The organism is Paenibacillus sp. FSL R10-2778 (assembly GCF_038593035.1).
In the GTDB taxonomy this organism is placed as follows: Bacteria; Bacillota; Bacilli; order Paenibacillales; family Paenibacillaceae; genus Paenibacillus_AQ; species Paenibacillus_AQ odorifer.
On the sequence record NZ_CP151956.1, the window covers coordinates 3,073,642 to 3,086,961 of the forward strand.

17 protein-coding genes are annotated in these 13,320 nt (G+C 40.9%); 15 read left to right on the plus strand and 2 right to left on the minus strand.

What is annotated here, in order from left to right; all coding sequences use genetic code 11:
• Positions 1–14: 14 nt before the first annotated feature.
• Positions 15–635, minus strand: coding sequence for a TetR family transcriptional regulator (locus NST40_RS13620; RefSeq protein WP_076218025.1), 621 nt, complete (start codon positions 633–635; stop codon positions 15–17).
• A gap of 254 nt (positions 636–889) precedes the next feature.
• On the opposite strand from NST40_RS13620, the gene NST40_RS13625 reads away from it, so the two are divergent.
• From NST40_RS13625 to NST40_RS13695, 15 genes are all read left to right on the plus strand, one after another.
• Positions 890–1,510, plus strand: a complete 621-nt coding sequence (locus NST40_RS13625) for a DUF3885 domain-containing protein (protein WP_076305484.1) — start codon at positions 890–892, stop codon at positions 1,508–1,510.
• 181 nt (positions 1,511–1,691) lie between these two features.
• On the plus strand, positions 1,692–2,645 hold the full coding sequence (gene mraY / locus NST40_RS13630; RefSeq protein WP_076279012.1) for a phospho-N-acetylmuramoyl-pentapeptide-transferase: 954 nt from the start codon (positions 1,692–1,694) through the stop codon (positions 2,643–2,645).
• A 106-nt stretch (positions 2,646–2,751) separates the two neighbouring features.
• Entirely contained in the window at positions 2,752–3,063 is a 312-nt protein-coding gene (locus NST40_RS13635; protein ID WP_076183917.1) for a helix-turn-helix transcriptional regulator, read from the plus strand.
• 81 nt (positions 3,064–3,144) lie between these two features.
• Positions 3,145–4,314: an MFS transporter gene (locus tag NST40_RS13640; protein ID WP_076275727.1), complete on the plus strand. Its 1,170-nt coding sequence runs from the start codon at positions 3,145–3,147 to the stop codon at positions 4,312–4,314.
• Between the two features lie 152 nt (positions 4,315–4,466).
• Entirely contained in the window at positions 4,467–5,087 is a 621-nt protein-coding gene (locus tag NST40_RS13645) for a thermonuclease family protein (protein WP_076218022.1), read from the plus strand.
• A 67-nt stretch (positions 5,088–5,154) separates the two neighbouring features.
• Positions 5,155–5,592, plus strand: a complete 438-nt coding sequence (locus tag NST40_RS13650; RefSeq protein ID WP_076218042.1) for an NUDIX hydrolase — start codon at positions 5,155–5,157, stop codon at positions 5,590–5,592.
• Positions 5,593–5,701: 109 nt separating this feature from the next.
• Positions 5,702–6,805: a PRK06851 family protein gene (locus NST40_RS13655; RefSeq protein ID WP_076275726.1), complete on the plus strand. Its 1,104-nt coding sequence runs from the start codon at positions 5,702–5,704 to the stop codon at positions 6,803–6,805.
• A 148-nt stretch (positions 6,806–6,953) separates the two neighbouring features.
• Positions 6,954–7,670 (plus strand): AzlC family ABC transporter permease, encoded by a 717-nt coding sequence (locus tag NST40_RS13660; RefSeq protein WP_076275725.1) that lies wholly within the window; start codon positions 6,954–6,956, stop codon positions 7,668–7,670.
• Positions 7,667–7,978, plus strand: coding sequence for an AzlD domain-containing protein (locus NST40_RS13665; RefSeq protein ID WP_036686713.1), 312 nt, complete (start codon positions 7,667–7,669; stop codon positions 7,976–7,978). Before NST40_RS13660 ends, NST40_RS13665 begins: the two co-directional genes overlap by 4 nt.
• 31 nt (positions 7,979–8,009) lie before the next feature.
• Entirely contained in the window at positions 8,010–9,509 is a 1,500-nt protein-coding gene (locus NST40_RS13670) for a PLP-dependent aminotransferase family protein (protein WP_076275724.1), read from the plus strand.
• A 36-nt stretch (positions 9,510–9,545) separates the two neighbouring features.
• Positions 9,546–10,535, plus strand: a complete 990-nt coding sequence (locus NST40_RS13675; protein ID WP_076218018.1) for an ROK family protein — start codon at positions 9,546–9,548, stop codon at positions 10,533–10,535.
• 80 nt (positions 10,536–10,615) lie between these two features.
• Complete coding sequence (locus NST40_RS13680; RefSeq protein ID WP_076275723.1) at positions 10,616–10,882, plus strand: PQ-loop domain-containing transporter; 267 nt, start codon at positions 10,616–10,618, stop codon at positions 10,880–10,882.
• A gap of 49 nt (positions 10,883–10,931) precedes the next feature.
• Positions 10,932–11,807, plus strand: coding sequence for a serine/threonine protein kinase (locus NST40_RS13685; RefSeq protein ID WP_076275722.1), 876 nt, complete (start codon positions 10,932–10,934; stop codon positions 11,805–11,807).
• A gap of 26 nt (positions 11,808–11,833) precedes the next feature.
• Positions 11,834–12,274 carry an NUDIX domain-containing protein gene (locus NST40_RS13690; RefSeq protein ID WP_076275721.1) on the plus strand — a complete coding sequence of 147 codons (441 nt, stop codon included), beginning with the start codon at positions 11,834–11,836 and terminating at the stop codon, positions 12,272–12,274.
• Between the two features lie 64 nt (positions 12,275–12,338).
• Positions 12,339–12,872: a hypothetical protein gene (locus NST40_RS13695; RefSeq protein ID WP_076126201.1), complete on the plus strand. Its 534-nt coding sequence runs from the start codon at positions 12,339–12,341 to the stop codon at positions 12,870–12,872.
• A gap of 11 nt (positions 12,873–12,883) precedes the next feature.
• On the opposite strand, the gene NST40_RS13700 is transcribed toward NST40_RS13695, so the two are convergent.
• Complete coding sequence (locus NST40_RS13700) at positions 12,884–13,318, minus strand: DUF4395 domain-containing protein (protein WP_076126204.1); 435 nt, start codon at positions 13,316–13,318, stop codon at positions 12,884–12,886.
• Positions 13,319–13,320 lie beyond the last annotated feature (2 nt).

Genomic DNA, 13,320 nt, shown 5'->3' on the forward strand with positions numbered 1-13,320 from the left:
TGATTGTTAGCCTATTAGAATCCGTTGCGTAAATATCCGTAAATAGTTTCCAAAAATTGATCGAACGTAAGCGTTTCAGGACTTGGATCGTCGCTCGTCGTTTGTCCCGGAAGCAGCACATTAAGTTTTCCGTCAATTAAGGGAAGTACAGTTCCGTAAACCGAATTTATAAGCAGATAAGTATAGACCTCGTCATACTTACCATTTGACAAGTGCAACAATGTTTTTTGTGCTCCAGTTTGCGTAAGATGTATTGCTCTTAGATAATGGGGCTCGAGAGCTGGGAATTTTCGGGAAAGTAAAGAAAGCTCACGCAACCTCCCTATAAGCTCAGATGTAAGTTGCATCTTAATTAGTTGATATAAGGTATCCAGCAGGGAGGCATTTTCAGGGATTTTGGTGAGCAATTCTTCATACTCATTTGTGTTCCGTACGGTAACTGCTCCCATCGCAACTGCCTCTTCCTTGCATGTGAAATAGTTTGCGAAAGTTCTTCTGGAGTAGCCGGCTTTTTGCACGATATCTTCAACAACAAAACCGTCCAACCCATGTTCAAGTGCAAGTTCGAATGCCGCTTCTGCTAGCGCTTTTTCAGTGGCTTCTTTTTTGAAATCTCTCAACGTTTGTTTAATCATAATTTATGTATACACCTCCCATATAGCTGTAATTGTGGTGAAGAACCTATGAAGTATTCAATTTTTCCAAGGTTACCTCTGTGAGGATTAGTATTGCAGATTATATTCTATCGCAAACTTGCCCAAAGTGCAAAGTTGCTCATTGTGCAAATTTAGCTTCGGGATCTGCTAGAAGAAAATTCCCAGCAGTTTCACAGCTATATGACTACGGCTGAAAATTGAATTGTGGTATAAATAAGAATGGAGGGGATCAAATGCTACAAGAAACATGTGATTATATAAATGACAATTTTCCTGAATATTGGAGCGATATCAACATCCGTTTTGAGTTAGGAAATCCTTATCGAAACGGATCAAAAAAGAGAATTGATCAAGTAAATAAAAGGGTAAATATAATATTCGAAGAATTGTTTAAACCGAATGATGTTATATATGTTTTAATCAAAGATTGGGGAGCAAATGCAGATCCCATGTTTGGAAATACAACCCCTGACTATCTATATGAAATACTTCAAGATAGAGCTATAGAAAGGGAGACCTTCTTTGAGATCGACGAAGAAAAAGATGACAACGGTAACAGCATTCAAGTTAAAAATGAGTATCAACTTATAGTTTTGTCGGGGATAGTTTCTTCGATTCCATATAAGAAAATTTTTGAAGGGATTTCTCATTATGAGCAGGGAAGAGAACCTTCCATTGGGCAAAAAGTTTACTTTCTAAGTCGAGAAAAGAACATTCTATTTCACATGTATGATGATAGAGGATGTATCGCTTACGCTCTTTCAGTACCAAATCTAAAGATACTATATACAAAATATAACGACTGGATTGTTGATTACTGGAGAGAGTATATGGATGGTATATTCAAGAACTAGTTCTTATTTAACATACATGCAGTATTGCTAGATGAGCATTGAAAACAGGAAATAAAAATAGAATAATTTCTCTTTATCAACAGATGAAAAGAGTACATAATTACAGACGACCTCATTAACTCTAGAAATATTTTGTGAGTATTATAAATGATCTTTTCAAAGAGGGGAGTTCGTTTGTTGTATGTATGGAATTCTGGCTGTTTCCGGCCTGTCTTTTCTTCTGGTGGCGGTGTTTACACCTCTATTGATCTGGACGCTGCATAGACTGAGGTTGACGCAGCCGATTCGTGCCGAGCTTCCAGCAGATCATCAGGCCAAACGGGGTACACCACTAATGGCAGGGTTGATCCTGCTTATCGGGATAGCGATTTCGCTGCAGTTTCAACCTGGGCCTCTAATGTTACTCTTATGCGTTGTGTTTTTGTTGTTTAGTTCAGTCGGATTTTTGGATGATTTCAAAAAGGCTTTTTGGCAAAACCCATCCGGCATCAGCGGCCGCTCAAAACTAGTGCTTCAATTTCTTTTTACTGGAATTATATTATATGTGTTGTTCCATTCGTTCGGCCTGACGAGTAATATCGAGTTATTTAAAGGCCAAAATCTGCAGTTGCCTTTATACCTTTATGTGACTATCATTTTGCTGTTTGTGGTCGGCTCCGCGAATGCCATCAATTTTACAGATGGTCTCGATGGGCTACTGATCAATGTTGCCATACCGTCGTATTTTTTCTTTTTTATGATTTCGGACAAACCTGAAGTGCAGACATTTTCACTTGTTATGATCGGTTGTCTGCTAGGGCTTTTGCTTTACAATATTTATCCTGCAAGAGCGTTTATGGGCGATACTGGATCACTCGCGATCGGTGGCTCCCTTTCCGTTCTGGCTGTCATTGAAAAGGTTGAGCTTTTGATTCCGATTTTGTTTTTCGTTTATTTTGCGGAGCAGTTGTCGGTCATTTTACAAGTTTGGTACTACAAACGGACGAAGCTGCGGCTATTCCGGATGGCTCCGATCCATTACCACTTCAGCTTAAAATACGGATGGAGTGAAAACAAAATCGTGATGATTTTCGGTTTCATTTCTTGGGTATCTGTACTGCTGTGCTGGTTGATATGGAAATATTTAATTCACTAAACGAACAATTCGATACGAAATATGAATCTACATAATGTTATTGCAACAACGAGACATCGGCATCTTTTGTATTTACAAATCTATAAAAATAGATATAATGAAACACATGGAACCTTTATTGATATTCAAAGCGTTGTCTAACGAGACTCGTAGTCAAATTATGATGTGGCTAAAAACTCCCGAGGAATTTTTTGATGAAAAGCCTTATTTACAACAAGGCCTAAATTTTCAAATTGGGATTTGCGTGGGAGATATTCAAGCTAAAGCGGGGCTTGCACAGTCGGTTATTTCGAGCTATCTATTGACTATGCAAAAAGCTGGTTTGCTGGAATCTGAGCGAATTGGGAAGTGGACGTATTATCGTCGAAACGAAAAGACAATTCAAGAGTTTTCCGAGTATATTAAAGAGAAACTATAGGAGAAAGGAGGAAGGGATTTTTTTTGGTAATACATATCTACAAATCTAAATATGTAAATATAAATGGAGGATTATTTTAAAATGAAAAAGGTTAACCCTTTTCTTATTATTATTTTGGCTTTAGGCGTATTTGGCATTATTACAACGGAAATGGGGATTATAGGTGTTCTGCCACAGGTAACTCAAAAATTTAATATATCAACTTCTCAGTCTGGATGGCTTGTAAGTATATTTGCTTTAGTTGTTGCTATTTCAGGTCCATTTCTGACCTTATTGGCTTCTGGAATTAATCGTAAAGTAATTCTATTAACTGCTGTACTTATTTTTGCAATTTCAAATATTGTTTATGCGTATACGACCATGTTTGAAGTAATGCTGATTTTCCGTATTATCCCTGCTATTTTTCATCCCGTGTTTTTTTCAGTTGCACTTGTTACCGCTGCCCAACTTGTTCCTCCGGAAAAGAGCACCAAAGCAGTTACAAAGGTTTTCGCCGGAATAACGGTCGGGTTTGCTTTTGGTGTGCCTTTGACTTCTTATCTCGCGGACAAAATTTCGTTAGAAGTCGCTTTTCTGTTTGGAGCTGTCGTAAGTATAATTGCCTTTTTAGGAATACTAGCTTGGCTTCCTTCCATGCCAGTTAAAGAAAAAATGTCATATGGTAAACAACTTGGTATTTTACGCAAACCCCTATTGTGGTTAAATATTGTGGCAGTTATTTTTATCTTTGCAGCTATGTTTTCTGTGTACAGTTACTTTGCTGAATATCTTGGGCAGGTAACACATATGAACGGGTCAGGGATTAGTATCATGTTGATGACCTTTGGGATAATCATGATTTTTGGGAATTTTTTATTTGGAAGCCTTTTGCATAAAGGCATTACAAAGACCGTTATCATGTTTCCATTGTTATATGCGGTAACTTACTTATTCGTATATTATCTAGGTTCTTATTTCCTTCCGATGGTTGTTATCATAATCATTTGGGGGGCAGTGCATTCCGGCGGACTGATTGTCAGTCAAGCATGGTTAACGACCGAAGCGAAAGAAGCTCCCGAATTCGGTAACAGCTTGTTTATCTCATTTTCCAACCTTGGAATAACAATAGGGACTGCTATCGGTGGTTGGTTTATTTCTCATGCAGGAATACATCGACTCATCTGGATCGGAATTATGTTTTCCCTGCTTGCTTTCTTATCGATCATAATCAAAATAAAGATTTCCAAATTAAACGTGGTGGAAGTAGAGTAAAGGCGAAACAGCGATAGCCAAGTATCTTTTTTCTGTTACATGGCTGTCGCTGTTTTCTATGATTAGTAGTACAGTCTTGTGTTTTTAAGTTTTTTAATTTATTTTTAATAGACCCCATGAAATTACATACGTGTATAAGAAAGAGGTTAACAATGAATAAGATTTATCTAGTAAAAAGCTTTTTAGCTATCACACTCTTACTTGGAACAACAACTGCCTGCAACTTAGCCGAGCAGATTACTTTAGAGCCAGTTCCAACGATTACGGCTGATTCCAGTTCTGGATTAGATTCTGCGCCAGACAATACAACAGAGGACAACAAACGTTTAATAGATGCAAAGGTAACACGAGTAGTCGATGGTGACACCATGAAGCTGACTATAGGCGGCAAAAAGGAAACCATTCGTTTATTGCTGGTCGATACTCCAGAGTCAGTGAATCCGAACATTCCCGAACCACAGCCCTTTTCGCTAGAAGCTTCTGATTTCGCCAAAAAGATGCTTACGGATAAAGTTGTACAAATTGAACTTGATGTATCGGAGCGCGACAAATATGGCCGCCTACTTTGTTACCTCTATATAGATGGGAAAATGTTCAATGAGATTCTGCTAGAGCAGGGTTATGCACGTGTAGCCTATGTATTTGCACCTAATACAAAATACGTAGATCAATTTAGAGCGATTCAGGATAAGGCGCGAGAGCGGGGAATAGGTATTTGGAGCATTGAAAATTACGCGCAAGACAATGGTTTTCATGTGCAGAAAAAGAAATAAATTTTAATTAGCTTAGGATATTTGAGCCTATTAGAAGAAAGGATGTAGTTTTTTGAGCGATTATATTATGGAGTTAAGAAAGCTGGTAGGTACCAGACCGCTTATAATGGCAGGAGCCTGTGTTTTATTGTGCAGCAATCATCAATTATTATTACAACGTAGAACGGACAACGGATGCTGGGGTTTGCCAGGTGGCTCGATGGAGCTTGGGGAGACTTTAGAAGAGGTCGCTAAGAGGGAGCTTTTTGAGGAAACGGGCTTAACAGCCAAAGGTCTTGAATTGTTCGACATGTTCTCTGGAAAAGATCTTTATTATAAATACCCGCACGGGGATGAAGTATATAATGTTGTGGCTGCGTATCTATGCACAGACTTTGATGGGGCGCTAAAGGTAGATGGAATTGAAGTGCAAGAATTGCGTTTTTTTAATTATGCAGAATTGCCAAGCGAGCTGTCTCCTCCAGATGTTCCCGTCATTAAGAGGTTTTTGGATCGTTTTGTTTGAAACTGAATTATCTAACGAAACCACATCTCACTCAAAGCGTCACCTTTCCTTGGGTACATTAATAAGATGAACAATGAAACATGACATCAGCCCGGAAAGGTGTGCGATTATGGACGGAACAATCCTGAATTTCTTTGCTGGCGGCAACACAGCTCACGGCTTCTCTAACCTCTATGAGTCGTCATTGCAAGGTTTAACACGTTTGTTTGTTTTAAAAGGAGGCCCCGGTACGGGGAAAACTAGAATCATTCGAGAAATCGGAGATCTTCTGGCTCAACAAGGTTATGAGATCTGGTTAATTCACACAGCGTCAGATAATGATTCACTCGACGGAGTGGTTATTCCTGAATTAAAAGTAGGAATTATAGATGGTACGGCTCCACGGGTCATTAAGCCAGAATTGCCTGAAGAGGCCATCATACATGTGAATTTGGAGCAGGCCGTCGATACGCTCCAGTTAAGCCAGCGTTGTGTTGAGATCGACAGCTTAGTTGATCAGTACACGGAAGAGCATGAACTCGCTTATTCAGGCTTTGCTGAAGCACTCCGCATTCATGACGAATGGGAAGCGATTTATATTGCGACAATGAATTTCCAAGCCGCTGATGAGCTGACTCAGGAGTATATTCAACTTCTGTATGGTGATCAGAACTTCGAAAAAGTAAGCCGGGTGGATCACCGTTTTTTAGGTGCAGCTACGCCTAAGGGTGCAGTGGATTTTGTACCTAATTTAACCGCAGGGCTAAAAAGATATCTTGTAAAAGGTCGCGCGGGTTCTGGTAAATCTACACTTTTAAAAAAATTGGCGGCTGAAGGAATAAAACGTGGTGTCAATGTTGAGATTTACCACTGTGGTTTCGATCCGAAAAGCCTTGATATGATTATCGTACGAGAGCTTGGGTTTGCTATTTTTGACAGCACAGCTCCGCATGAGTATTTCCCTGATCGTGCTACCGACGAGATTGTTGATATGTATTCACGGTGCATTCAGCCAGGTACGGATGAAGCTTTTGCCGAAGCCATCGCAAGTATTAAAGAGAGATATTCCAGCACCATGAAACAATCCATTCAACATCTGACAGATGCCAAAGTATTTTTGGATGAGTTAAAGACAATCTATGCCGCCGCTACAGATTTTGACCATGTAGATCAGATTAAATCCCAAATTCAACAAGAAATCAGCGGGATTGTGGAAAGTCCTCAGGAGGTTTAACCTTCATTAAAGATCGCTCTCTTAGCGGGCGGTCTTTTTTCTATGTCAAGAAATTGGTATGGTACATACGCACCCATGCGGTTATTTCCACCAGAATTGTATCCAAGTATGCTCTCTCTAGGGACAACGATAAGGGAGAGAGAAACTTATGAGTGATCAGAAAGTGATGTTTAGAACGGGTCTTAAGGATTCTGTAGCTATTGTTGCAGGATTTATTCCTGCTTGTTTTACGTTTGGATTGGTCGGTAAGGGATTAGGCCTGGGGAGTCTGGAAGTGTTCTTATTGTCAGCGCTCGTATTTGCGGGAGCCAGCCAATTTATTGGCGTGAAAATGCTTGCTGCTGGTGCCGCCGCTCCAATGATCCTGCTGCTTACATTGATCATTAATTTAAGATATTTGTTTATCAGCCTATCTTTTGGGGGTCAGCTTGACCGTACAATCAATCCGCTGGCCAAAGTCTGGATTGGGTTCAGTTTAACAGAAGAAGTGTACGCTGTTAGTATGATCCCCCGCAATCATTCAAAAGAAAATATAACTCTTCCATATTTGCTGGGTCTACAAATTCCTCCGTATATAGCAAATTTGCTGGCAACAGCTGCGGGAATATCGCTGGCATCCTACATTCCGGCTGTATACTTACCTGCTTTGAACACCTCATTATATGCCTTACTGATAGCACTAATAGTGCCACAACTAAAGGGAAGCATTCGGAATTTGGCCATATGTTTAGCAGCGGCGGGTTCTTCATGGCTTCTACATCCCGTACTTGGAAACTCCTCGATACTTGCAGCTATGTTAATGGGTATGGCAGTAGGCTCCTTATTTCGAAAGCAAGCTGAAGTAGAAAAGGAGGTATCCGTATGACTATTCTGATCATTATCGGGATGGCAATCCTTACATTTTCATTTCGTTTTGTACCTTTGCTGCTGACAAAGCATACGAATGGCTCTTCCAAAGTCCAAGCTTTGTTGGAATATTTGCCTATCGCGGTTCTTAGTGCTTTAACGGTTCCTGGGATATTTCAGGTGGACGCAGATGACAATCTTGTAGGTATCGCTTCGGGTATAGTCGCTGTTATACTGGTATTAATTAGGAAAATACCGCTGTTACTCGTGATCTTAGGCGCTGTTTCTGCAGCACTAATTGTAAAAATCCTTACTATGAACCATTAAGAAAACCCGGATTAGAAGGGTAGGAAATCTTATGAAGCATGAATTGCTGATTACTCTCGATAAACAAAGACCTATTCCATTAAGCCGTCAAATTTATGAGCAGGTTCGTAATGCTATCCATTCAGGAGCTTTAAGTGGGGGGGATTCACTGCCTCCATCAAGGACTTTGGCCAATCAACTGGAAGTATCCAGAAGTGTAATTCTTCAATCCTACGAGCTACTTCAAGCAGAGGGTTATCTGGAGATGAGAAAAGGGGCAGGAACCTATATAACGGGGCTGCCGGTGGAGGAGAAAGACCCCCAGGATTCTGAGAACCCTTACAATTTTATAACGAAGGGTCCTGATTTCCTAACACTCAATCCTACTTCTATTATAGAAAACGACTTGAACACAGTATTATGTAATTTTCGGCACGGTGTACCTGCATGGGACGCTTTTCCAATGGATAAGTGGCAAAAAGCATTAATGAATGCCTGTCGTCGTGCATCTCCTGATACTTTGGGTTACGGCCCGGTCGAGGGCTCTTTGGGACTACGCCAAGAGATTGCACGTTTATTACGGTCCACACGTTCGATGCCCGTGGTTCCGGAGCAAATTGTGATTACATCCGGGGCAACGCAGGCATTGGATATATTATCGAGAATTTTTGTTTCAAAAGGTGATCATGTTATTGTTGAAGATCCATCACATAACGTTGTGCGGGAGATTTTTTCGTTCGCTGGAGCGGTGGTTACACCCATCAGAGTTGACCTAGAGGGTATCTGTGTAGATGAGCTCCAAGCAAGCTGTGATACCATCAAAGAAGATCCTCATAAAAAACCAAAACTAGCTTATGTCACTCCTTCGCATCAGTTTCCTTTCGGGGTGACCCTGTCGATGAAACGAAGAGTGCAGTTACTGGAATGGGCCAAAGCCAATCAAGCTTTTATTATTGAAGATGATTATGACAGTGAATACAGGTACGAGGGTCCGAAGCTATCATCACTTGCTGGACTAGATGTTGAGGGTAGAGTAATTTATGTAGGCAGTTTTAGTAAAGTGTTATTTCCTTCTCTGCGCATAGGTTATGTTGTATTGCCTCCGACTTTGATTCAACCTTTTTTGGCGGTCAAATGGATAACAGATCGTATGTCTTCTGCTTTGGATCAGGAAGCGTTGGCGGAATTTATTCAGAATGGACATTATGCAAGGCATGTTACGCAGATGGGGAAACTTTATGCTGCCCGCAGGGCTTGTCTAGTAAAAAGTTTGGATGCTGAATTTGGCAGTCGTGTCCGCTATTATGGGGAAGAGGCGGGTCTTCATTTATTAATTGAGCTGGAATCCAATGCCGAAGAGCATCGTATAGCTGAATTGGCGTTACGATATGGAGTTCGGGTCTATCCTGCGTCTTCTTATTTTGTGGGCATTAAACCTCAAGGTCCTGTCTTTCTACTTGGTTATTCCAATCTCACCGAGAATCAGATTAAGATGGGTGTGAACCGCTTGATGTTAGCTGAAACGGAAGCGGCAGTTAGTACTAGAACTTAATCGAAAGCGATAGAATATCTAATTCTGGAGGTTTTTATGAAACGGTATATGTTAGGGATTGATCTTGGCGGAACCAATATTAAAGCAGGGGTTTACGATACTGATTTTATGGCTGTAAAAGAAAGATCTATACCAACAGAGGCTGCTAAGGGCCCGGCCCATGTGTTGGGACGGATTAGAGAAGCAGTACGTTTAATCACGGATGAAGCGAATATTCCATTAGATTTGGTAGAAGGAATGGGAATCGGAGTGCCAGGATTACTTGATCCAGTAACGGGAATTTCTTTTTTCTCACCGAATTTTCCGGAATGGGAGCATGTACATGTTGTAGATGAGATGAAAAAATTCTATGACTTTCCTACTTTTATTGATAATGATGTTAGGGTTAATCTTTATGGTGAATGGCAACAAGGTGCAGGAAGAGGGTATAACAATCTGGTTCTGATTACCTTGGGAACGGGATTAGGGTCGGGTATTGTGAACGACGGAAAAGTGATCTACGGTACGTCGTATAGCGCTGGTGAAATTGGGCATATGAATATGTACAGGAACGGGCGTCCCTGCAAATGTGGAAGCTCCGGTTGTTTGGGGCGATATGTGTCCGCGATTGGCATGGTGAATACTTTTAAAGAGAAGCTGAAAGAAGGAAGAACAAGTATTATTCAGACTTGGACTAAGGATCAAGATGAGCAAATTACCGCGTTAATGATATCTGAAGCTTACGAACTTGGAGACGCTCTCTCTATGGAAGTAATGCAGGAGACTGGAACTATACTTGGATTTGGATTAGCGAATGTTGTGAATATCCTCAACCCGGATCTTATTATTGTAGGTGGGGGAATGGCAGCGGCGGGAGATAAATTGCTCCAACCTGTAAGAGACACTGTGCATCATCATGCATTGAAGCTATCAAGCAGTAAGTGTAAAATTGTTCAAGCAGAGCTTGGGAGTCGAGCAGGAACTATAGGTGCGGCCTCTTATGCGTATAGTAAACTGCAAGATGCAGGAAAATTATACTTTGCTTAGTGTTATTTGATTTTTTACATCAAATGGAACCAGATCAAGCCACCCGGAATACAACTGTATAAAACCGTGGAGGTGCTCTTATGTTTGCAATCATGCAATTAATAGGTGGAGTGATTCTTTCTTTGGGATGGATCCCGCAGATTGTTCAAATCCTCAAATCAAAATCCGTAGCCGATTTAAATCTCAAATCGTATTTACTTATGCTGCTCGGGATTAGCTTAATGGAAGCTTATGCGATCAGTTTGGCGGTTACGGGGGTTGGATTAGCTTTTTTGATTACGAATACGATGTCTTTATGTGTTGTATTGCTGGTTATTATTCTAGTGATTAAATATCGAACAAGATAATGAATGAAGCTTATTAATTTAAACTGGATAGTTAACGCAGGAGGTTAATTTGCGCGAAAAAAATTATACATATGAAATCGATGCGATAACTTTTCAATTACAGGAAGCCTGTGATTTTGCTTGGTTAACTAAGCTGGGAAAAGTGTTTAAAGTGTTCGATCAGCAAGACTCCGGAAATCTTTCTTTTGGAGTGGAGCAGGATGGGAAGAAGTGTTTTGTGAAATTTGCTGGGGCGAAACCTTTGACTTATGCCGGGAATCCTCAGGATGCTGTTAACCGTTTAATTGAAGCTATTCCGTTATATAACGAACTTAGATATGATGCGCTGATCGCGCTACTGTCGCATTTTGAAGTTGAGTCGGGGTATGTAGCAGTCTTTGATTGGTTTGCAGGTGAATGTTTACATTCGCATTGGCTGTTTGCGGGAGAAGCGAAGCTGAGTCATCCGGAGTCGCCTTTTTTTCGTTATAAGCAATTATCCGTTGAAAAACGTCTGTCTTCATTAGATGTAATCTTTTCGTTTCATGAATATGTGGAGTTACAGGGTTATGTGGCTGTCGATTTTTATGATGGAAGTATTCTATATGATTTTGTAAACGATGAAACTAAAATTTGTGATATTGATTATTATAGACGTAAGCCTACTGTAAATGATCTGGGAGAGAACTTCTGGGGTTCATCCAGATTTAAGTCACCGGAAGAGTTTATCTTGGATGCGCCGATTGATGAAGTTACGAATGTATTTAATATGGGTGCCACAGCATTTGTTTTGTTAGGAGGAGCATCCGATCGATCGTTTGCAAAATGGGAAACCAGCCAAGCCCTCTACGAGGTTGCTTTGCGGGCTGTCAGTGCGGTGAGGGAGCAGCGGTATCGGAATGTAGAAGAATTTAAATTGGCTTGGGATGCGGCAAAAAATGTTTGAGGCTGGAGGGAAGGCGAGGGATATAATTGCAGGTAAACTTTTATGATTTGGATAAGGAAAAAGAAGTTGAGCTGAAGTACGTTGTTATTATGGTTAAACATGGTGAAGAATGGATTTTAGCGAGACATCAGAACCGTTCGACGTGGGAGTTTGCCGGAGGGCATATAGAGGTTGGCGAAATCCCGGAGCAGGCTGCTGCCAGAGAATTATATGAAGAAACGGGTGCGGAACAATTCTCACTTTTTCCAATAGCTATTTATAGGGTCACTAGTATCGACACTCCAGAAAATTATGGTAAGTTATATTTTGCAAATGTGGAACAGTTCGCAGAACTTCCTCCTTATGAGATGGCAGAAATCAGAGGATTTACTGAGATACCAAAAGAGCTGACGTATCCCTTGATTTACCCAGCCTTGATATCAAAAGTTCAGGATTTCATTAACCATTCATCTTCAGCTGTAGGATAAGAATGATAGCCCTGCTGTTGTCACATGATATGATTAATAAATAGAACAAGCAGGAGGGATTTCATTGAAAAGAGACATTCAGCATGTACCCTATGGCTATGAGCCGCCAGTTGAGCAACGTAAAGGGACTTTAGTGTTTTACGACTCTTTTGAACATATAACAGATCAAGAGCTTGAAGTGGCGGCAAAAACTGCAACAGACCGGCGTTTCACCAAACTGGTGTTATATCCACTTCATGAGGAAACGGTGCGACGGATGACCAAAGAGCCGGTGAGCGCTTATTATAAGCGAGAGGACCGGCTGCATGAATGGAAAAGGGAGCAAGGGCGTAGCTTTATCACGGTAGAGAGTTTGGAAGGGAAGCGAAAGAAGTATACTCCGCTTGATTCAGCGTTGCGGCATCTTTTGGAGATCTATCCTTCGCCGATTTTTCTGTATTTAACGCCTGAGGTGGCGAATCAGTTTGCGTCTTATTCTTCTTTTGAAGAGTGGATTGTAAAGATTCGGTTATTGTTGCCAGCTGCACCTTCATCACTGCATCCACGGTTACTAAAATTTCGCCATCGCTGGGATGTTGTTGGAGAAGAGAGAGATTAAGATTAACAAATTTAATTTGTGCTGCTTTGTTTACGTCTATAATTGTACATTCTCCATTGATAATGGATAAAACATCCGATACAAAAACCTAAGATTGCCACAGTGGCGGCCACCGCAACGAGCGCTGTGAAAATGTAAGCTGCGATCGTCCAGCCAACGATGAAGCTGATCAGACCCCCTGCGAGGCAGAAGACTGCTATGCTTTGATTAAACTGTTGTTGTGACCAGTCTTCGAGTACATAGTGGGAACGCTCTTTTGTCAGAAACCTGGCAGCTAGCTTAATGATGGGATTATAACCGAACAAAAGACCGAGCAATCCGGCAAACAAGGGCAGCGCTAGTATCCAGTGTTGTCCTGTTAGCCATGTTAATATTACAGAAATGACGATAAACGCCTGATTAGTTTTTACTAATGGCCGGGGAATTCCTTTGGGCACGTTTTGCATTT